Source organism: Streptomyces sp. ID05-26A (assembly GCF_033794685.1).
In the GTDB taxonomy this organism is placed as follows: domain Bacteria; phylum Actinomycetota; class Actinomycetes; order Mycobacteriales; family Pseudonocardiaceae; genus Lentzea.
In genome coordinates, this window is record NZ_JARAYZ010000002.1 from 637429 (window position 1) to 655658 (window position 18230).

Annotated in this window: 22 protein-coding genes; 10 read left to right on the forward strand and 12 right to left on the reverse strand. The window is 69.1% G+C overall.

Translation table 11 applies throughout. From position 1 onward, the window contains the following. Positions 1-15: 15 nt before the first annotated feature. The 3 genes from PV646_RS18605 (at position 16) to PV646_RS18615 (ending at position 2683) form a co-directional block, all read left to right on the forward strand. Positions 16-1485 (forward strand): ABC transporter substrate-binding protein/permease, encoded by a 1470-nt coding sequence (locus PV646_RS18605; RefSeq protein WP_500343422.1) that lies wholly within the window; start codon positions 16-18, stop codon positions 1483-1485. Then, positions 1482-2267 (forward strand): amino acid ABC transporter ATP-binding protein, encoded by a 786-nt coding sequence (locus PV646_RS18610; protein ID WP_500343423.1) that lies wholly within the window; start codon positions 1482-1484, stop codon positions 2265-2267. The genes PV646_RS18605 and PV646_RS18610 overlap by 4 nt, the downstream gene beginning before the upstream one ends. A 107-nt stretch (positions 2268-2374) precedes the next feature. Continuing rightward, positions 2375-2683, forward strand: a complete 309-nt coding sequence (locus PV646_RS18615) for a DUF1540 domain-containing protein (RefSeq protein WP_500343424.1) — start codon at positions 2375-2377, stop codon at positions 2681-2683. On the opposite strand, the gene PV646_RS18620 is transcribed toward PV646_RS18615, so the two are convergent. The 5 genes from PV646_RS18620 to PV646_RS18640 form a co-directional block, all read right to left on the reverse strand. Continuing rightward, positions 2680-3105, reverse strand: a complete 426-nt coding sequence (locus tag PV646_RS18620) for an MgtC/SapB family protein (protein WP_109636909.1) — start codon at positions 3103-3105, stop codon at positions 2680-2682. The genes PV646_RS18615 and PV646_RS18620 overlap by 4 nt on opposite strands. Before the next feature lie 191 nt (positions 3106-3296). Continuing rightward, complete coding sequence (locus PV646_RS18625) at positions 3297-3884, reverse strand: SMI1/KNR4 family protein (protein WP_500343425.1); 588 nt, start codon at positions 3882-3884, stop codon at positions 3297-3299. Positions 3885-3892: 8 nt separating this feature from the next. Next, positions 3893-4039, reverse strand: a complete 147-nt coding sequence (locus tag PV646_RS18630; protein ID WP_500343426.1) for a hypothetical protein — start codon at positions 4037-4039, stop codon at positions 3893-3895. Beyond that, a complete protein-coding gene (locus PV646_RS18635; RefSeq protein WP_500343427.1) occupies positions 4036-4455 on the reverse strand; it encodes an aldo/keto reductase in 420 nt (139 codons plus the stop codon). The genes PV646_RS18630 and PV646_RS18635 overlap by 4 nt, the downstream gene beginning before the upstream one ends. Positions 4456-4493: 38 nt before the next feature. After that, a complete protein-coding gene (locus tag PV646_RS18640; RefSeq protein WP_500343428.1) occupies positions 4494-4781 on the reverse strand; it encodes an aldo/keto reductase in 288 nt (95 codons plus the stop codon). Between the two features lie 30 nt (positions 4782-4811). On the opposite strand from PV646_RS18640, the gene PV646_RS18645 reads away from it, so the two are divergent. Further along, a complete protein-coding gene (locus PV646_RS18645; protein ID WP_500343429.1) occupies positions 4812-5453 on the forward strand; it encodes a TVP38/TMEM64 family protein in 642 nt (213 codons plus the stop codon). A gap of 70 nt (positions 5454-5523) precedes the next feature. Here PV646_RS18645 and PV646_RS18650 read toward each other — a convergent pair whose 3' ends face one another. Further along, positions 5524-5868: an RNA polymerase-binding protein RbpA gene (locus PV646_RS18650; protein ID WP_030466135.1), complete on the reverse strand. Its 345-nt coding sequence runs from the start codon at positions 5866-5868 to the stop codon at positions 5524-5526. A 238-nt stretch (positions 5869-6106) separates the two neighbouring features. Next, complete coding sequence (locus PV646_RS18655; protein ID WP_500343430.1) at positions 6107-6862, reverse strand: thymidine kinase; 756 nt, start codon at positions 6860-6862, stop codon at positions 6107-6109. Between the two features lie 434 nt (positions 6863-7296). On the opposite strand from PV646_RS18655, the gene PV646_RS18660 reads away from it, so the two are divergent. Then, positions 7297-7644, forward strand: coding sequence for a PadR family transcriptional regulator (locus PV646_RS18660; RefSeq protein WP_500343431.1), 348 nt, complete (start codon positions 7297-7299; stop codon positions 7642-7644). After that, positions 7641-8528 (forward strand): hypothetical protein, encoded by an 888-nt coding sequence (locus PV646_RS18665; RefSeq protein ID WP_500343432.1) that lies wholly within the window; start codon positions 7641-7643, stop codon positions 8526-8528. Before PV646_RS18660 ends, PV646_RS18665 begins: the two co-directional genes overlap by 4 nt. Here PV646_RS18665 and PV646_RS18670 read toward each other — a convergent pair. After that, positions 8525-9937 (reverse strand): MFS transporter, encoded by a 1413-nt coding sequence (locus tag PV646_RS18670; protein ID WP_500343433.1) that lies wholly within the window; start codon positions 9935-9937, stop codon positions 8525-8527. The two genes, PV646_RS18665 and PV646_RS18670, sit on opposite strands and share 4 nt — an antisense overlap. Before the next feature lie 54 nt (positions 9938-9991). Then, positions 9992-10753, reverse strand: coding sequence for a glycerophosphodiester phosphodiesterase family protein (locus PV646_RS18675; protein ID WP_500343434.1), 762 nt, complete (start codon positions 10751-10753; stop codon positions 9992-9994). A 296-nt stretch (positions 10754-11049) separates the two neighbouring features. On the opposite strand from PV646_RS18675, the gene PV646_RS18680 reads away from it, so the two are divergent. From PV646_RS18680 to PV646_RS18690, 3 genes are all read left to right on the forward strand, one after another. Further along, a complete protein-coding gene (locus PV646_RS18680) occupies positions 11050-11391 on the forward strand; it encodes a hypothetical protein (RefSeq protein ID WP_030475304.1) in 342 nt (113 codons plus the stop codon). Positions 11392-11463: 72 nt separating this feature from the next. Beyond that, positions 11464-13464: a putative bifunctional diguanylate cyclase/phosphodiesterase gene (locus PV646_RS18685; protein ID WP_500343435.1), complete on the forward strand. Its 2001-nt coding sequence runs from the start codon at positions 11464-11466 to the stop codon at positions 13462-13464. Between the two features lie 19 nt (positions 13465-13483). Next, positions 13484-14128, forward strand: coding sequence for a VOC family protein (locus tag PV646_RS18690; protein ID WP_500343436.1), 645 nt, complete (start codon positions 13484-13486; stop codon positions 14126-14128). 19 nt (positions 14129-14147) lie between these two features. Here the strand turns inward: PV646_RS18690 and PV646_RS18695 are convergent, their stop codons facing one another. Further along, the gene (locus tag PV646_RS18695; RefSeq protein ID WP_500345032.1) at positions 14148-14615 is read right to left on the reverse strand and encodes a PPOX class F420-dependent oxidoreductase; all 468 of its coding nucleotides are present in this window, start codon (positions 14613-14615) and stop codon (positions 14148-14150) included. A 7-nt stretch (positions 14616-14622) separates the two neighbouring features. On the opposite strand from PV646_RS18695, the gene PV646_RS18700 reads away from it, so the two are divergent. Next, entirely contained in the window at positions 14623-15465 is an 843-nt protein-coding gene (locus tag PV646_RS18700) for an alpha/beta fold hydrolase (protein WP_500343437.1), read from the forward strand. An 84-nt stretch (positions 15466-15549) separates the two neighbouring features. Here the strand turns inward: PV646_RS18700 and PV646_RS18705 are convergent, their stop codons facing one another. Both PV646_RS18705 and PV646_RS18710 read right to left on the reverse strand, forming a co-directional pair. Beyond that, positions 15550-16803 carry a GGDEF domain-containing protein gene (locus PV646_RS18705; RefSeq protein ID WP_500343438.1) on the reverse strand — a complete coding sequence of 418 codons (1254 nt, stop codon included), beginning with the start codon at positions 16801-16803 and terminating at the stop codon, positions 15550-15552. A gap of 164 nt (positions 16804-16967) precedes the next feature. Next, on the reverse strand, positions 16968-18227 hold the full coding sequence (locus PV646_RS18710; protein WP_500343439.1) for an MFS transporter: 1260 nt from the start codon (positions 18225-18227) through the stop codon (positions 16968-16970). Positions 18228-18230: the final 3 nt, after the last annotated feature.

The following is an 18230-nucleotide window of genomic DNA, read 5'->3' on the forward strand; positions in this document are numbered from 1 at the left end:
CTCTACCCTGCCCCGATGCGACAAGTGTTCAGGGGCGCGGTGCTGCTCCTGCTGCTGTTGATCGTCGTCCCCGCACCGGCGTACGCGCAACCAGAGCAACCACCGCTGGTCCGCGTCGGCACCGAGGGCACGTATCCGCCGTTCTCCTTCCACGACCCCCGGACCCAGGAACTGACCGGGTACGACATCGAGGTCGTCAAGGCGATCGCCGCGAAGGCCGGCTGGCGGCTGGAGTTCGTCGAGACGCAGTGGGACGCGATCTTCCCCGCGCTCGACGCGCGACGGATCGACCTCATCGCGAACCAGGTGTCGCGCAACCCCGAACGGGCCGCGAAGTACGGCCTCTCCAGCACCTACACCTACTCGCGCGGCGTGATCGTCCGGCGCACCGGCGACGACCGGATCAAGTCCATCGCGGACCTGAGCGGCAAGACCACCGCCCAGTCCAGCACCAGCAACTGGGCGAAGGTCGCCCGCGACGCCGGTGCGAACGTGGAGGCGGTCGAGGGCTTCGCGCAGGCCGCCGCGTTGCTGCAGCAGGGCCGCGTCGACGCCATCGTCAACGACAACATCGCGGTCCTCGACTACCTCGCCACCACCGGTTCGAAGGACGTCGAGATCGCCGGTGACGCCGGCCAGGCGGGCAGCGAGCAGGTCCTCGCGCTGCGGCAGGCAGATTCCGCGTTGCTGTCGCAGGCGAACACCGCGATCGACGCCTTGAAGGCCGACGGCACGTTGCACGGCATCTCGCAGAAGTACTTCAAGGCCGACGTGTCCGTCGAGAACGGTGGTGCCGCAGATCTCTCGGAGGGACGCGGCCAGCGCAGCACGTGGGACATCCTGCGTGCCACGGCGTGGCCGATGTTCGTGGGCCTGGTGAAGGTCACCGTCCCGCTGACCGCGCTGTCGTTCGCGATCGGCCTGGCGCTGGCACTCCTGGTGGCGCTGGCCCGGATCTCGCCGTACCGGGTGCTGTCGGGGCTCGCGCGGGCGTTCATCTCGATCATCCGCGGCACCCCGTTGCTGCTGCAGCTGTTCATCGTCTTCTACGGCCTGCCGCAGATAGGCTTGAAGTTCCCGCCGTTCACCGCCGCCGTCGTCGCGTTCTCGCTGAACGTCGCCGGTTACGCGGCCGAGGTGATCCGCTCGGCGATCCTGTCCGTGCCGCGCGGTCAGTTCGAGGCGGCGTCGACGATCGGCTTCGGCTACGCGCAGACGTTGCGCCGCATCGTGTTGCCGCAGGCCGCCCGCACCGCCGTGCCACCGCTGTCGAACACGCTGCTGTCGTTGCTGAAGGACACCTCGCTCGGTTCGGTCGTGCTGCTCACCGAACTCTTCCGCGAGTCCCAGCTGGCCGCGGCCGAGAGCAACGAGTTCCTCGCCCTGTACTCGTTCGCGGGGCTGTACTACTGGGTGGTCTGCGTGGCCCTGTCGGCCGCGCAGAAACGACTGGAGACCAGGCTGAACAGGTACGTGATCGCATGAGCGACGACATCCGCCCAGACGACATCCGCATCGCCGTCACCGGCCTGCGCAAGTCCTTCGGCTCGCTCGACGTGCTCCGCGGCATCGACTTCTCCACCCCGCGCGGCACCTCCACCGTCCTGCTGGGACCGTCCGGCTCCGGCAAGACCACCCTGCTGCGGTCCTTGAACGCCCTGGACACCCCGGACGGCGGCATCGTCCGCATCGACGACGTGTCGGTCGACTTCTCCGCCCTGCCACCGGGCAAGGCGGGCCGGGCCGCGAGCGCGCGCCTGCGTGCGCAGAGCGGCATGGTGTTCCAGTCGCACAACCTCTTCCCGCACCGCACCGTCCTGCAGAACCTCACCGAGGGCCCGGTCGTCGCCCAGAAGCGCCCGGAGGAGGAGGTCGTGGGGGAGGCCCGGACGCTGCTCGACCAGGTGGGCCTCGCGGACAAAGCTGATTCGTACCCGTATCAACTTTCCGGCGGACAACAACAACGCGTGGGTATTGCCCGTGCGCTCGCTTTGAAACCTCGAGTGGTGCTGTTCGACGAACCCACTTCCGCACTCGACCCCGAACTCGTGGGGGAGGTGCTGGCGGTGATCAAAGACCTCGCCTCGGAAGGGTGGACCACGGTCATCGTCACCCACGAGATCCGGTTCGCCGAGAAGGTCGCGGACCAGGTGTTGTTCCTCGACGGCGGGGTGATCGTGGAGAACGGACCGCCTGGTCAGGTGATCGGAGAGCCGCGCGAGGAACGCACCCGGCGGTTCCTGCGGCGCGTTCTGGACCACGCCTGAAATGATTCTTGAGGATAGGCTCGCCTAATTCCTCTCGAATTGCGGGGCTCCTGCCGCGGTGGCATGGTCCGGATCACCGAACCTTTCCCACCACGGCAGGAGCGGACATGACCACCCTCGAGAACCCGGCGATGCCCGCAGTCCACGATTGCACCGTGAGCGACTGCTCCTACAACCACGACGGCTGTCACGCATTCGCGATCACCGTGCGCGGCGACAACGGAGCGGCCGACTGCGGCACGTTCATCCCGCTCGGCACGAAGGGCGGCCTGGACAAGGTCGTCGCCCAGGTCGGTGCCTGTTCGCGCACCGACTGCACGCACAACGCCTCGCTGGAGTGCACGGCGCAGAGCGTGCGGGTCGGCCAGGGTGAGGGCGGGCACCACGCGAACTGCCTGACGTACCAGCCGCGCTAGGCCTCGTCGTCCTTGCGGTCGACAGCGCGGCCCAGCTCTCGCAGGCCGACGTTGACCGCGATGATCGCCACCGTGCCGGCCGCCGCGACGACGTGCAGCCCGGCGCCCGCCAGCGACCCCACCGCGGCCGCGCACCACAGCGTGGCCGCGGTGTTCAGTCCGCGCACCGAGAGCCCGTCGCGCAGGATCACGCCCGCGCCGAGGAACCCGATGCCGGACACCACCTGAGCGGCGACGCGCGTGGGGTCGCCTTGGCCGTCGAAGCCCTGCGCGGACAGCAGGACGAACAACGCGGCACCCACCGCCACCAGTGCGTTGGTGCGCAGTCCCGCCATGCGCGAGCGGTACTGCCGTTCGAAACCGATCAACGCGCCGAGGCCCATGCTCTCGGCGATGCGCAGCGTCATGTCGAAGACGTGCATCGTGTGACTCCCCTTGCGTGCAGGGGTGGCGTCACACGCCAGAACTACCAGCGTGCGAGGTGGATGACCTGCGCGGGCTACTGTCGCCTGGCATGTGTCGCTCACCTCGCTTCCTCGTGTCTGGTTGGTAAGACCGGGAAGTCACGCTACCGGTCCGGACGTGAGCCCGGTGTGGGAGTGGGACGCGCGTCTCACGCCCAGTAGAAGTCGTTGCGCTCGAACACGACGCGATGCCCGGTCTCCCCGCGCAACGACCGGGCGGCGTCGTCGAACATCGCGGAGACGCTGGGCCACAACGGATCGCTGTCGGCGCCGCTGTACTTGTCCCACTCCATCACGCACCCGTGCCGCGATCCGGCGCGCAGGTCCACGAACAGCTCCCACCCGGACCCGTCCGCGGCGACGGGAAGCCACGCGGGCAGCCAGATGTCCACACAGGGCGTTCCCGCGGGCTCCCGCAGCGCGACGGCCTCGTAGTCCTTCTCCTCGCCGAGCGTGGTGAAGGCGATGCCGCTGATCGCCTCCGACATCAGCGTCCGCAGGCGCAGCGCGGTGGTGAGGCCGTGCGGCTGCCACATCGTCGGGACGAGCGGCCAGTGCGTGTAGGTCTCGCCGATGCCCCCGAACCGGCGCCACCACGCGGAGACGTCGTCAGGCAGCGCGTACCCGATGGACTCCTCCGCGTCCGTGATGTCCACAGCGGACGACGGCGGGAGCAGCGCGGCGTGCAGCGCCGGGGCGTTCTCGCCGATCCAGCCCTCGATGTCGGTCCAGCTCATCCGCGGAACTAAAGCATGGCGAGCGGCTGCGGCCCAGCAGGGGGAGGGAAGGCCCGGTCGAGCTCGGCGAGGTCGTCGGGGGAGAGGCGGAGTTCGAGCGCTCGCGCGTTCTCGCGGACGTGCTCCGCCGTGCTCGCCTTGGGGATCGCGTTCACGTGGGGGAGCCGCAGCACCCAGGCCAGCGCGATCTGGGCCGGGTGGCGCCGTGCCGTGCGGCGACCGAGGCCAGCGCGGCGGAACCGAGCAGCCTGCCCTGTTCGACGGGGGAGTAGGCCATGACCGGCATGCCGGTGGAGGCGTGCCACGGCAGCAGGTCGTGCTCAGGGCCGCGGCGGGAGAGGTTGTAGAGGATCTGGTTGGTCTGGCAGGAGCCCGGCAACGCCGCGAGCTCGCGCATGTCGTCCAGGTCGAGGTTGCTGACGCCCCAGTGGCGGATCTTGCCCGCGTCCAGCAGCGCCGCGAACCCGTCCAGGGTCTCGGCCAACGGCACGCCGCCGCGCCAGTGCAGCAGGTACAGGTCGAGGCGGTCGGTGCCGAGCCGGCGCAGCGACGCTTCGCAGCTTTCGTCCACGAGTGTCTTTCTCGTGGGCGAAAGCTGCCCTGCCCTTGTCAGTGATTCGACACAGCGCGCATCGTCCCGGCGGCGGAGGCGTTGGACGGCAGCACCTTCGACACCAGGAACACCTCGTCGCGACGACCGGCGACGGCCTCGCCCACGAGCTCCTCGGACGCGCCGGAGCCGTACATCTCGGCTGTGTCGACCACCGTCAGGCCGAGGTCCAGGCCGGTCCGCAGCGCGGTCAGCTCCTGGGTTCGCCGGCGCGGATCGTCGCCCATCGTCCAGGTGTCCATGCCGAGCGCGGGGACGGTCTCGCCGGAGGGGAGCAGCACGGTCATGCGCTCCAGCCTGCCGGGTACGTTGGTCTGATGCGACGTGCGGGCCTGATCGTGTTGCTGCTGCTGGTCGTCGCACTGGCGGTCGCGGCGCAGCTCGTGGACCTGCCCGACGGCACCGAACTCCGCGTCCTGGTCGACGGTGCGGGGAGCGCGGCGCCGGTCGTGTTCGTGGCGCTGTGCGCGCTCGGCACGGCGGTGTTCTTCCCGAAACCGGTCCTCGCCACGGCGGCGGGACTGCTGTTCGGCGTGGGGTGGGGGAGCGCGCTGGCGATCGCGGGGTTCACGGCGGGCGCGCTGATCGCGTTCACGATCGCCCGCGGCCTCGGCCGCGACACGGTCAAGAGCAGACTCGGGGCGCGGCTCCAGGTCCTGGAACGGGTCTTCGCGCGGCGCGGGGTCGAGGCGACGCTGGTGATCAGGTTGTTGCCGGTCCTGCCGTTCACACTGGCGAACTACGGCGCGGGCGTGACGTCCGTGCGCGGCAGGCACTTCGCGCTCGGCACAGCGCTCGGGCTGGTGCCCTCGACGGTGCTCGCCGCGGTGCTGGGGGACGCGCTGAGCGATCTCGGCTCACCGCGTTCGATCGTCGCGTTGACGATCTGGGCCGTGCTGGCGGCCGTGGGCGTGTGGTGGGGGCGAAACTTGATCACGACGGCTGCACGGGCCTCCTAGAGGCCTTTACGAGGTGCGCAAAAAGCCGCCCCGGCGGGAGACCGGGACGGCTTGACGCGTCTGGTGTGGATCAGGCCGTGCGGGTCCGGCGTCCGCGAAGCTCTTCGAGGCGCTCGTCGAGCAGCTCCTCGAGCTCAGGGATGGACCGGCGCTCCAGGAGCATGTCCCAGTGCGTGCGCGGCGGCTTGACCTTCTTCACCTCCGGCTCGACACCGTCGATGATCTTCGACTCGGTGCCGTGGAGGCGGCATTCCCAGGTCGGCGGCAACTCGGCGTCGTCGGAGAAGGGGACCTCGAAGTCGTGTCCCTTCGGGCAGGCGTACCGCGCTGCCCGGCGCGGAGCGAGATCGTGGTTGCGGTCGGTCTCGTAGCTGACTGCTCCGAGCCGGCTTCCACGCAAAACGCGGTCGGCCATGGCGGTGTCCTTTCGCTCGGCTCAGGGCCGGGGCCCAGGCTGCTTGCTCACCGTGTGCAACGCCCGGATTGCTCCGTTTGTTTCCGGTTCGCTCTCATGGTCGCCCACAGTGACGTCGTTCACTCGTCAACGAAGGCTTCCTACTAATGGATGCGATCGCCACAGGATCGTGACGCGTTATCAAGCTCCTGCGCTCATGCATCACTCTAATGGCCCAGTGGACCCTGTGGGTAGTCGCCTAGGCCAACCGAAGCTGACCACTTTGTGCGACGTCAGGGCCTAGGTCGCCCAACCTAAAGTGACGCCTGCAGAGCACTTGGTAGCGGACAGTAGTTTCCGTGGCGTCGCCCACACCGTTGCTCTCTGTACCCGATCGGTGCTGTTCCGTGTCCGTCGCCGTGTCGGCGACGAGAACGGTGTCCCCGGCCCGGATCACCTGGCCGGCCCGCACCCGTGCGTTGAACCGTCCCGGCACCCCGCACCAGCAGAGAACTTCGACCTGGATCGCCTTCAGCTCGTCCGCGAGTTCGAACAACCTCTGCGATCCGGGGAACATCTCGCCCCGGAAGTCGGTGGCGAGCCCGAAGCAGTAGACGTCGACCTGGACGTCGTCCGCGAGCTCCGCCAGCTGCTCGACCTGTCCGGGGGTGAGGAACTGCGCCTCGTCCACGATCAGGTAGTCCACGCGCCGGCCCACGGCCCACTCCGCCCGCACCAACCGGCGGAGATCGTCGTCGCGGATCTCCGCGGCTTCGCGCGTGATGCCGATGCGACTCGAGATCTGCGGCCGCCCCGACCGGTCGTGGCGCACCAGCAGCAGCCCGCGCCGGCCCTGGCGGGAGTTGTTGTGGTCGATCTGCAACGCCAGCGTCGACTTGCCGCAGTCCATGGGACCGAAGAAGAACTTGAGGTGCCCGACCACCGGCGTCGTGCGCCGGGAACCAGCGACAGGTACAGCGGAGAGGGCGTCTGTCGGATCGGGAAGGGCGTCCACGGCGGGTCACCCTAGTGCCTGGATCCCGATCATGAGGAATCCCCACGGTCTGTCTCCCTCCGGCGCCGGGTGTTTCGATTGCGACCAGCCATTTTCCTGCGACATAGCCGCTTTGGGGGCACTTCAAACCTCTTCTGGTATCGGGTCACTCGATAGTTTCAGTGTTGACTGAGGCGCGCCCCCGGGAGAGGTGGTGCGGCGTTGGCGGGGGAGAGACTGCCTAGGCGCGAGACGAGACGTCTCGTCTCGCGTGAGCCCGCCGCCAGGCTGATCCCGGCGAGGGCTGATCTGGCCGTCGGTTCGGGGCACCTCGACTGCGCGAACGCGCCCGCCGCCGTCCCTCGAATCACTCGATAACTTCAGTGTTGACCGAATCCACCCGCCGACAGTTGTTCGCTTCCCGATATAGCTCGCCCCGCGATATATTCAACGACATGAGTGGTCGGGTCATGTCCGAACAGGCGTTCCTAGTGCTCACCGCACTCGCCGAAGAACCGTTGCACGGCTACGCGATCGTGCAGGCGGTGGAGCAGTTGTCAGAGGGCCGGATGGTGTTGAGGGTCGGCACGCTCTACGGCGTGCTGGACCGGCTGGTGGCGGACGGGCTCGCCGAGCGCGACCGTGAAGAGGTGCACCAGGGGCGGCTGCGGCGCTACTACAAGCTCACCGACTCCGGTGTGCGGGCGTTGCAGGCGGAGGTCGCGCGGCTGAGCGCCAACGTGCGGGCGGCCAGTGCGGTGCTGAGGGGGAGGGGGCTGCAGGCGTGGGCGGGTCGGGTGTGAGGAATCTGGAGCGGCGGTACCGCATGCTGCTGAGGGTGTTGCCCCGGTGGTATCGGCGGGACCGCGAGGAGGAGATGGTCGGGATCTTCCTGGCCGAGCGGGACGACGACCTCGACCTCGAGCACAGTTGGCCGGGGTGGGGGGAGACGTGGGCGGTGCTCGGGCTCGCGGTGCGCACGCACCTGGCGGCCGGGGCGGCGTTCACGGGTGTGCCGGCGAAGGTGGTGTGGCGCGGCGAGGTCGTGCGGGCGCTGGGGATGCTCGGGCTGTTGCTCGGGCTCTTCTACGCGATGGCGGCGGTCGTCAGCATCGCGGCCGGGTTCGGTCGGTCGCACGAGCCGTGGTGGCGGTTTCTGGAGCTGGCGCCGATCGTGGCGTTCGCGGCGCTGTTGAGCGGGCGGCGGACGCTCGCGAAGGTTGCGGCGGCTGCGCCGTTGTTCCTCGTGGTGATCGCGGTAAGTTCGCTGGAGGATCCGAGCTACCTGGTGTGGTGGGTCGTGGTCCAGTTGCCGTCGCTGGTGACGTTCGTGTGCCTGTGCCTCGGTTTTCACCGGGAGGCGCCGATTCCGCCGGCGCGCAGGCTGGTGTGGTGGGGCGGGGGAGCGGTGCTGGTCGGGGTGATCGGCGGGCTGTCCGCGGGGACCGGGCTGCTGGCGGTCGGGGTGATCACGGTGGTGGTGCGGGTGGTGGCGTTCGTGCGAGGTGACTTCGTGCTGGGGCGGGCGTTGTCGTTGTTCGCGCTGCTGCAGCTGGTGTCGTTGCTGTACCTGGTGGTGCCTTCGGGCACCTTGCTGGTGCCGGCCGGCGCGGTGGCGGCGTTGCTCGTGGCGGCGGTGGTGGCACCGGTGAGGCGCCGCTCGAAAGCGGCGCCTCAGGTCACTTAGACGAGTGCGGGTTCGGTGTTGCCGACGGCCTTGATGGCGCGCCGGACCGGCACGAAGATCAGCAGGATGAAGCCCGCCACGAAGAAGACGATCAGGGCGAGGATGGCGGGCCGCAGGCTGCCGGTGGCCTGGCCGACGCCGGCGAAGACCAGCGGGCCGAGCCAGCTGGTGGAGCGCTCGCCGACCTCGTAGAGCGAGAAGTACTGGGCTTCGCGCCCAGGCGGCACCATCTGGCTGAAGAGGCTGCGGGACAGGGCGTTGGTGCCGCCCAGCACGATGCCGATGCCGGCGGCGACGAGGTAGAACGAGGTCTCGTCGCCGGCCTTGACGAAGAACGCCGCGGTGATGACGACGATCCACACGATCAGGGAGCCGAGGATCGTCTTCTTGGCGCCGATGCGCTTGGCGACGTAGCCGTGCAGGACGCCGCCGATGAAGGCGACGAACTGGACGATGAGGATCACGGTGATCAGCGTCTGCTGGGTGAACTTGAGTTCGACGCTGCCGTACTGGGCGCTGACGTTGGCGACGGTGGCGATGCCGTCGGTGTAGATCAGGTAGGTGCCGAGGAACGCGAGTGTGAGCGGGAAGGCCTTGGCCTGCCTGAGGGTCGTGCCGAGTTCCTTGAAGCCTGCGGAGATCACGGACGCGCCCTGCTCGCCGCCGTGCGGTCGCTGGTGCTCGGTGAGGGCGCGCAGCGGGATGATCGTGAAGGCGGCCCACCAGATGCCGGAGATGACGAACGCGATGCGCGCGGCGTCGCCGGAGGTGATGCCGAGTGAGTCGGCGGAGAGCGTGATGCCGAGCTGGACGGCGAGGGCGACGCCGCCGCCGAGGTAGCCGAAGGCCCAGCCGCGGCTGGAGACGGCGTCGCGTTCGTCGGGGGTCGCGATCTCGGGCAGGAAGGCGTAGTAGACGACGACGCTGGAGCCGTAGCAGATGTTGGCGATGATGAAGAAGACGACGCCGAGCTTCCAGTTGGTGCCTTCGACGGCGGCGAGCGCGATGGTGGCCGCGGAGCCGGTGAAGGCGAAGAAGCCGAGCATCTTCTTCTTGTTCTGGGTGCGGTCGGCGATGGCGCCCATGACGGGGAGCACGAGGACCTGCACGACGGTCGCGATGGAGAGCAGGTAGCCCCACAGCGAGCCGGAGGGGAACTGCAGTCCGAGGATCGTGACGTCGCAGTTGGCGAAGGCGTTGTCGTTCGCGCAGGGGGTGGCCCCGTTGAGCGCGGTGTCGGCCTTGGCGGCGTTGGTCGCGATGCTCGTGAGGTAGAGCGAGAGGAAGACGGTGATCACCGACGTGGGGAACACGGAGTTCGCCACGTCGTACCAGACCCAGCCGCGTTGTTCTTTCTTGCGACGCCTGGCGGTGTCGGCGTCGGCGGTGTGATCGCCCGTGCTCTTCATGTCGGCGGACTGTACTTGTCCGCCGACACGGCCGATGATCGACTGCCCAACCTGTTACCAGCTGTTGCGCGACTGGAGAACTTCGCGCAGGACGTCGGGCCGGTCGGTGACGAGGCCGTCGACGCCGAGGTCGAGAAGTGCCCGCATGTCGGCTGCGTCGTCGATGGTCCAGACGTGCACTTCGAGGGACCTGCGGTGGGCGGCTCGGACGAAGCGGCGGTCGACGATGTGCAGGCGTCCCTGGCTGACGGGGACCTGGGCGACCTGGCCGCGGACGGCGAGTCCGGCGAGGGGGACGCGGCCGGCGGCCCAGAGGGCGCCGGCGGAGCGGGGGCCCATGGAGGTGAGGAGTCCGGGTCCGGCGAGCCGGCGGAGGCGGGCGAGGCGGTTGTCGGAGAAGCTGGCGAGGCAGACGCGGTGCAGTGACTTGGCTTTGCGCAGCAGGGTGATGATGGGTTCGACGGCGCTCTCGGACTTGACGTCGATGTTGAAGAACGTGTCGGGGAGTTCTTCGAGGACGTCGGCGAGGCGGGCGATGGGTTCGCGGCCGCCGACGTTGGCGCGTTTGACGTCGGTCCAGGGGAGTTCGGAGACGATGCCGTGGGCGTCGGTGGTGCGGTCGAGGGTGTGGTCGTGGTGGACGACGACGTGGCCGTCGGTGGTGGCGTGGACGTCGGTCTCGATGTAGCGGTACCCCTCCTGCACGGCCCGGCGGAAGGAGCTCAGGGAGTTCTCCATGCCGGTGAGGTCGTCGACGTGCCAGCCGCGGTGGGCGAAGGCTCGGGGGCGCGGGCCTGCGAGGTAGGGGTGGGTCACGTGACGTGAGTCTGCCTTCCGGTGGTGGCTCCGGGGTGGACAGTGGGTGGCGACACACTTTCTTCTTTTTCTCTATTGCTTCAGTGTTGTCTGAAATCAGGCCTCTCGGCCATCAGTTCCATCCCACCCTCGGACCCCAACCGCACAGGAGCGGGCGGGAAACGACGGAAGTTGATCAAACCCCACCCAAAAGCGCCACGAACGGACCGCCGGGTACTGTCCGGTTCCCTACGAAGGTCGGGCTTTCTGGCGCGTCGCTGGAGACCACCCGCCACCATTCGCTACCGTCGCGCGCCATGGAGCGCTCCATGGAGGCGGATGAGCCCAGGCACTGTGCGTGGTGCGGGAGGCGGTTGCCCGGGAGCGGGCGGATCGGCCGGCCGCGGCGGTACTGCGCGCAGCCGTGTCGTCAGCGCGCGTACGAGCGCAGGGCGGCGTTGCAGCGGGGTGGTCTGCCGGAGGACGCGGTGGTGCTCAGCACCGCGGAGCTGGCGGACCTGCAGGACAGGTTGTTCCAGCTGCGGTGTGCCGCGGAGGACGTGGTGACGGCGGCGCAGGACGGGGCGGAGAACGAGGAGCTGAGGAAGCTGGCGGCGGAGCTGGTGGAGTCGGCGAAGGGTTTGGAGCGGCTGCGATAGCCGTTCGCACAACAGCGAACTGACCGGCGTAGCGGGTTGCTTACGTCCGGTGATCGGACGATCATGACGCGCGTGACCTCCTACTGCCGCACGGTGCTGGACCGAGCGGGTGTCGGCTATGCCGTGACGGATTCGCGCGGGAACCTGTTGTGGTGCAACCGCGCGTTGGGTGTTGTGCTGGGGGTTCCGGTCGAGCAGGCGTACGGGCGGTCGTTGCCGGCGTTGCTGCCGGGGGTGCCCGAGGTGCCTGCTCCGGTGCGGGAAGTGCTGGTGCCGGGTCCGAAGTGGCTCGAGGTGCGGTGTTCTCGTCTGGGTGACGATCTGATGTACGAGGTCGTGGACGTGTCGGCGTGGCGTGATCGTGAGTTGACGGTGACGCAGGAGGCGGACGCGTTGCGGCGGGCTCAGGCGCTGGGTCGCATGGGGACGTGGGAGTGGTCGATCCGCGAGGACCGGGTGACGTGGTCGGACACGTTGCTGGAGATGTTCGGTTTCGCGGCGGGGACGGCGTTCGACTTCGAGATGTACTCGCAGCTGGTGCACCCGGACGACCTGCCGATGATCGAGGAGACGCTCGACGCGGCGCTCAAGACGGGTTCGGTGTTCACGTACACGCATCGGATGTTGCGGCCGGACGGCAAGGAGCGGGTGTTCGAGTGTTTCGGTGAGGTCGTCGTGGGGGACGACGGCACGCCGTTGAGGGCTTTGGGTACGGCGCACGACGTGACGCAGTCGTCGCGGGTGCACGACGAGCTCGTGAGGATGGCCGAGCAGGATCCGTTGACGGGGTTGCCGAACCGCCGGGCGCTGACGCGTGCGCTGGAGCAGGAGTTGGCGAACAACGGGTCTGGTGCGTTGCTGGTGCTGGATCTGGACAACTTCAAGGACGTCAACGATCTGCGTGGTCATGCTGTGGGTGACCGGGTGATGCGGATGCTGGCGAGTGCGTTGCAGTCCCGTTTGGGTGACAGGTTGATCGCTCGTCTGGGTGGTGATGAGTTCGCGGTGGTGTTGCCGGGGGCGTCGCCGAAGGACGCGTCCGAGGTGGCGGACGGGTTGCGGGACGCGGTGGCGGGTTTTCCGCTGGCGGGTATCGGTACTCCGGCGCGGATCACGGTGAGCACGGGGCTGGCGGAGTTCGGTCCGGGTGACTCGTGGGAGTTGGTGCTGGCGAACGCGGATCTGGCGTTGTACGCGTCGAAGGCGGCGGGCCGGGACCGGGTGACGGTGTACGAGCCGAACCATTACGCGGACACGGTGAAGCGGGTCAGTGTGCTGGACCGGTTGCGGGCGGCGCTGGCGGGTGGCGGTCTGGCGTTGTACGGGATGCCGATGGTGGATCTGCACACCGGCACGGTGCTGGGGCACGAGTTGTTGTTGCGGCTGGAGGACGGGCAGGAGCCGTATCTGGGGCCGGCGGACTTCTTGCCGGTGGCGGAGCGGTCGAACCTGATCCTGGACGTGGACCGGTGGGTGTTGACGACGGCGATCGACGCGTTGGTGGCGCAGCCGGATCCGCGGTTGCGGTTCAACGTGAACGTGTCGGGCCGGACGTTGGAGGACCCGGATTTCGGGGATTTCGTGCTGGACAAGCTCGGGTCGGCCGGTGTGGCGCCGGGGCGTCTGGGGTTGGAGATCACGGAGACGGCGGCGGTGACGAACCTGGACGCGGCGGTGACGCTGGCGACGCAGTTGCGTGGGTTCGGGTGCCGGATCACGCTGGACGACTTCGGGTCGGGGTTCGGGTCGTTCGTGCATCTGAAGCACCTGCCGATCACGGGTATCAAGATCGACGGTGAGTTCGTGAAGGGCATCGAGACCAATGCCGCGGACGCGGTGCTGGTGTCGGGGATCGTGCAGATCGCGAACGGGCTGGGGTTGTCGTCGGTGGCGGAGTGGGTGGAGCGTCCGTCCCAGGTGGACGCTTTGCGCAAGCTGGGGGTGCGGGTGGGGCAGGGTTTCCACCTGGGCCGGCCGGTGCCGTTGCGTGATGTGGTGAGTGCGGAGCGCATGCCGCCGAATGGCGCATTGTCGTCTCAGGTGGTCGGAGCAGAGGATGGGGCGCGCTCCTGATCCCCGCCCGCCCGATGGGATGCCTGTGTCGTCTTGTGGTCTTCGTCGTCTCGAGTTGAGTGTTGCCGAGCCTGAGGTGTCGGTGGATTTTTTCGCCGGTGTGCTCGGGTGGACGGTGATCGCGGAGCCGGGTGGGTCGTTCTCGGGTTTCGTGGGTGATCGGCTGGCGGCGCATGTCGTTGCGGGGGAACAGGGTTGGCGGGTGTTCTTCGGTGGTGCCGAGGCGCGGGAGCTGAGGGCGAATTCCTCTGTGGACGGTGGCCGGGTGTTGCACGGTCCGTGGGCTCCGGCGCCGCGCGTGGGTGAGCCGTGCTGGGTGGAGTTGATGACGGAGTCGCCCGAGGACGGGTATTGGTCTTCGGAGCTCGGGTGGGAGTGCCGGCCGGAGGGTGAGGACTTCGTGGTGTTCACGTCCTCGCGGCACGGGGATCCTCGTGCGGTGGCGGGGCGTTTGACGACGTCGCGTGCGCGGGGCTGGCAGGTGTACTTCGCGGTGGACGACGTGGCGTCGGCGTGTGCGCGGGTGTCCGCCTGGGACGGTCGTGTGCTGGTGGAGCCCACGACCGTGCCGACGGGGTTGGTGGCGTCGATCGAGGGCCCGCACGGCGGTTCGTGCGTGTTGCTGGAGAAGCCGGCGGGCTGGGGTGGGGTGTGGTCTGGCTAGTGCTGGGGCACGGTGGTGCTCACGCCTCTAGTTCGGGCGGGAAGCCGCCGGTGGCGATGGGACCCCAGGTGTCGATGGTGACGCGGATGAGGGACTTGCCCTGGCGGAGCATGGCGGCGCGGTACTCGTCCCAGTCGGGGTGTTCGCCCGCGATGCAGCGGTAGTACTCGACGAAGTCGTCGAGGGCTTCGGGCAGGTCGAGGACTTCGGCGGTGCCGTTGATCTGGACGTAGGCGTCGTTCCAGTCGTCGGAGAGCACGCACAGGGTGACGTGGGGGTCGCGGCGGGCGTTGCGGACCTTGGCGCGCTGGGGGTAGGTCGCGATGACGATGCGGCCTTGGGTGTCGACGCCGCAGGCGACGGGGGAGACCTGGAGTCCGGCGTCGCCGGCGCGGTGGGTGATGAGGACGCCGTGGTGGCGGGTGGAGAGGAACTCGAGCAGCTGCGGCCGGTCGACGAGGTCGGCCGTGGCGATCTTCGGCATGATGTGCAGCATGGCACGCTTCACCTCGTTCGACGGCACCGAACTCGCTTACCGGGAACTGGGCGAGGGTGATCCGCTGCTGGTGCTGGCGGGTGGTCCCGGCCGGGCTTCGGAGTACCTGGAGACGCTGGGCGGGCTGGACTCGTCGCGGCGGCTGGTGGTGCTGGACAACCGGGGGACGGGCGCGTCGGCTGAGCCGGTGGATCCGTTCACGTACCGGCGGGACATGCTGGTGCGGGACGTGGAGGCGTTGCGCCGGCATCTGGGGCTGGACGTGGTGGACGTGCTCGGGCACTCCGCCGGTGCGGGGATCGCGATGGGGTATGCCGCGGACTTCCCCGCGCACGTCGGGAAGCTGGTGTTGCTGACGCCGGCGTTGCGCAGTGTCGGGTTGTCGCCGGAGCAGAGCGACTGGGACGAGTTCCTGGCTTCTCGTGCGGGTGAGCCGTGGTTCGAGGCGGCGACGGCGGCGCTGGCCCGCACCGCGGCGGGGGACGATTCGGTGGAGAACCGGGTGGCGGCGTCGCCGTTGCTGTACGCGCGGTGGGACGAGCGGGCGCGGGCGCACGCCGAGGCGGAGCTGGGGCAGTGGAAGTACCCGGTGGCGCTGGGCTACAACGCCGAGGGCGCGTTCGTGCCGGGGGTGCTGCGGCGGGCGCTGGCGGACTTCGGCCATCCGGTGCTGGTGTACGCGTGTTCGGTGGACCCGATCTCGCCGGTGCGGCGGTGCGTGGAGCTGGCGGGGTTGTTCCCGGACGCGACGGTGTACGTGCACGAGGGTGTGGGGCACTACCCGTGGGTGGAGGATCCGCAGCGGGTGTCGGCGCAGGTCGAGGCGTTTCTGGCCCGCTAGACGACCTGGCCTGCTAGAGGACCTGGCCTGCTAGACGACCAGATCCGTTGGAGGGCCGCCGGACCTGCCAGTGCGCGGGGGCGGTCAGAAGACCTGGGCGGTGGCCACGCGGTCGCGGCCGTTGCTCTTGGCCTGGTAGAGGGCTTCGTCGGCGGCCAGCAGCAGCGGGCTGAGCTCGGTCGCGGTGTCGGGGCACACGGCCGCGCCCACGGAGGCGGTGAGGCCGGCGACGACCTGGCTCTCGCCGAGGCGGTCGAGCACGACGATGTGCAGGCTCGCGATCTCGAAGCGGATGCGTTCGGCGGTGGCGCGGACCTCGTCGGTGCTGACGCCGGGCAGCAGCACGGCGAACTCCTCGCCGCCGAAGCGGCCCACGAGGTCGTAGGAGCGCACGGAGTGTTTGAGCGCGTCGGCCACGGCGCGCAGCACCCGGTCGCCGGCGAGGTGGCCGTAGGTGTCGTTGATGAGCTTGAAGTGGTCGAGGTCGAGGATCAGCACGCCGACGGTGGAGGTCAGGCGGCGGGCGCGCTGCAGTTCGCGTTCGGCGACGTCGTGCCAGAACGTGGCGTCGACCAGGCCGGTCTTGGAGTCGGTGCGGGCGGCGACGCGGAACTGCGGGAGCAGCAGGCCCATGTGCAGGGCCAGGACCGTGAGCAGCAGCATCGGCGTGAGCCATGGCCGCCAGTTGAGGATGATCGCGACGCCGGAGCCGAGGCCGACCGAGGCGAGCACGATCAGCACGTCGGAGGCGTTGCCCAGGGCGGTGCGGACGGGGTTCTGGCGGTTCGTCACGAAGATCGCGGTGACGACCAGCGCATAGTTGATGAACCAATACAGGAATCCGGCCGTAACCAATGCCAACAGGCCAAGCGGGCCGTCAACGTCAACAGCACGGTCCGGGAACCACGCCAGAACGAGTTGCGCCGCGGCGCTGCCCAGGACGACAGTGGCCGCGGAGAACACCTTGCGGAACAGGACCGCCCGCCGCTTGTAGACCCGGAACCACGAGTGCGTGTAGCTGATGACGATCAGCGCCACGAGCAGTGGCATCGGTAGTACGAGCACGCCCGCGAACAGCCACACCGACTGCATGTGGGCGTGTGGTGACCCCTCGGCGCCGATTTCGCGGATTCGTTCGATTCCGCGTGCCGCTTCGAGGTGCAGAACCGCACCACCGGCGAGCAGCAGGAACCACGTCCAGTTCAAGGCCTCGGCAGGGGTACGCCATGCGGTGGCGAGCGTGACGAGGGTCGCCGAAACAACCACCGTCGCGACATAGGCCAGCACCACAGGAGGAAGCGACCATAACTTCCACCGGCGCGGGTCGAGCCAAGGCACGCTGCCACCCCCACACCACCGTCCAGGAACCAACCACTGTAGCTACCGGGTCACGCAAAGTCGTGGCTCCATGTGGGGGACCTCACCGTGAGTAGTCCTCACAGTTCGCACGCCAAAAACCTTTGCAGTACCCGCACAACGAACACCCATAGGAGCAGTCATGATCAACCGCGTCTCCGCCGCCGGCCGTCCCGTTCGTCCGACCGACTGGAACCGCCCGACTGACTGGAACCGTCCGACCGACTGGCGTCGCTGAGCCGCCACAGGTATGCCGCACCGCCTGCCGCGAGCACCCCGAGTGCTCCGGCGGCGGCGACCACCCGGTGCACGGCGATCGTCTCGGCCGCCAGCCCTGCCAGCGCCACCCCGATTCCCTGGGACACGCGCAGCGCGGTGACGGCCAGGCCGAACGCCTGTCCTCGTGACTCGTCGGGGACGGCGCGCACGAACCGCGTGTTCGCGACCAGGTGGTAGGCGCTGGCCGCTCCGGACAGCGCGAACATCCCGGCACTGACGACCAGTCCCGGCCGCAGCGCGGCCGGGACGAGTACCGCGCACGCGGCGATGGCCAGCCACGGCATCACTCGTAGCTGCAGTCGTTCGTCGAGGTGCGCGACCACCAGCATGCCCGCGGCCGCCCCTGCCGCGTAGGCGCCGAAGAGCAGCCCCACCCCGGCCGGCCCGGCCCCCAGTCCCGCGGCGTACGGCACCGCGAGGGCCTCGCCGACGATGTAGAAGCCCGACACGCAGGCGAGTGCGACCAGTGCTCGCAGTCGCCGGTCGCCCCACACCAGCCGTGTGCCGCCGGCGAGGTCGGTCGGCCACGCGCGCACGTGCGCTCGTGCCGGTGCGGGCCGGTCGAGCAGGTAGACGCCGAGGAGGAACGCCGAGACCCCGAACGTCACCGCGTCCGCCACGAGGACCGGGCCCGCTCCGAGCCAGGCGACCAGGGCGCCGCCGCAGACGAACCCGGCGACCTGCGCGGCCTGGGTCAGGGTGCCGATCACCGCTTGACCCATCGGATAACGCTCGTCGGGCAGGATGTGCGGCAGCAGTGCCGCCCGTGCCGCCCCGTGCGGTGCGCCCGCGAGTTGCACGAGCACCACCAGTGCCGCGAGCAGCCACAGCGGCAGTCCCGGCACCGCCATGAACAGCAGCAGTGCCGCGCGCACGAGGTCTGCGGCGACCATGACCTCTTTGCGGGCGAACCGGTCGGCGAGCCCGGAGAGCAGGGGCCCGCCGATGAGGTCCGGCAGGAACGTCAGCGCGTAGGTGAGCGCGGTGAGGGTGGCGCTGGCGGTGCGGTCGTAGACGTGCACCGTCAGCGCCACCCTGGCGAACTGGTCTCCGGCCACCGACACCACGTGCGCCACTACCAAGGCGCGGAACTCGCGATCGCGGGCGAGGTCGCGGTAGCCGGGCATGCG

Bases quoted from the DNA above. Each gene is read 5' to 3' on its own strand.
- PV646_RS18690 (WP_500343436.1), top strand. From the start codon at position 13,484: ATGCCTGTGTCGTCTTGTGGTCTTCGTCGTCTCGAGTTGAGTGTTGCC.
- PV646_RS18615 (WP_500343424.1), top strand. From the start codon at position 2,375: ATGACCACCCTCGAGAACCCGGCGATGCCCGCAGTCCACGATTGCACC.
- PV646_RS18640 (WP_500343428.1), bottom strand. From the start codon at position 4,781: ATGACCGTGCTGCTCCCCTCCGGCGAGACCGTCCCCGCGCTCGGCATG.
- PV646_RS18610 (WP_500343423.1), top strand. From the start codon at position 1,482: ATGAGCGACGACATCCGCCCAGACGACATCCGCATCGCCGTCACCGGC.
- PV646_RS18625 (WP_500343425.1), bottom strand. From the start codon at position 3,884: ATGAGCTGGACCGACATCGAGGGCTGGATCGGCGAGAACGCCCCGGCG.
- PV646_RS18670 (WP_500343433.1), bottom strand. From the start codon at position 9,937: ATGAAGAGCACGGGCGATCACACCGCCGACGCCGACACCGCCAGGCGT.
- PV646_RS18700 (WP_500343437.1), top strand. From the start codon at position 14,623: ATGGCACGCTTCACCTCGTTCGACGGCACCGAACTCGCTTACCGGGAA.
- PV646_RS18660 (WP_500343431.1), top strand. From the start codon at position 7,297: ATGAGTGGTCGGGTCATGTCCGAACAGGCGTTCCTAGTGCTCACCGCA.
- PV646_RS18605 (WP_500343422.1), top strand. From the start codon at position 16: ATGCGACAAGTGTTCAGGGGCGCGGTGCTGCTCCTGCTGCTGTTGATC.
- PV646_RS18620 (WP_109636909.1), bottom strand. From the start codon at position 3,105: ATGCACGTCTTCGACATGACGCTGCGCATCGCCGAGAGCATGGGCCTC.
- PV646_RS18645 (WP_500343429.1), top strand. From the start codon at position 4,812: ATGCGACGTGCGGGCCTGATCGTGTTGCTGCTGCTGGTCGTCGCACTG.
- PV646_RS18710 (WP_500343439.1), bottom strand. From the start codon at position 18,227: ATGCCCGGCTACCGCGACCTCGCCCGCGATCGCGAGTTCCGCGCCTTG.
- PV646_RS18680 (WP_030475304.1), top strand. From the start codon at position 11,050: ATGGAGCGCTCCATGGAGGCGGATGAGCCCAGGCACTGTGCGTGGTGC.
- PV646_RS18650 (WP_030466135.1), bottom strand. From the start codon at position 5,868: ATGGCCGACCGCGTTTTGCGTGGAAGCCGGCTCGGAGCAGTCAGCTAC.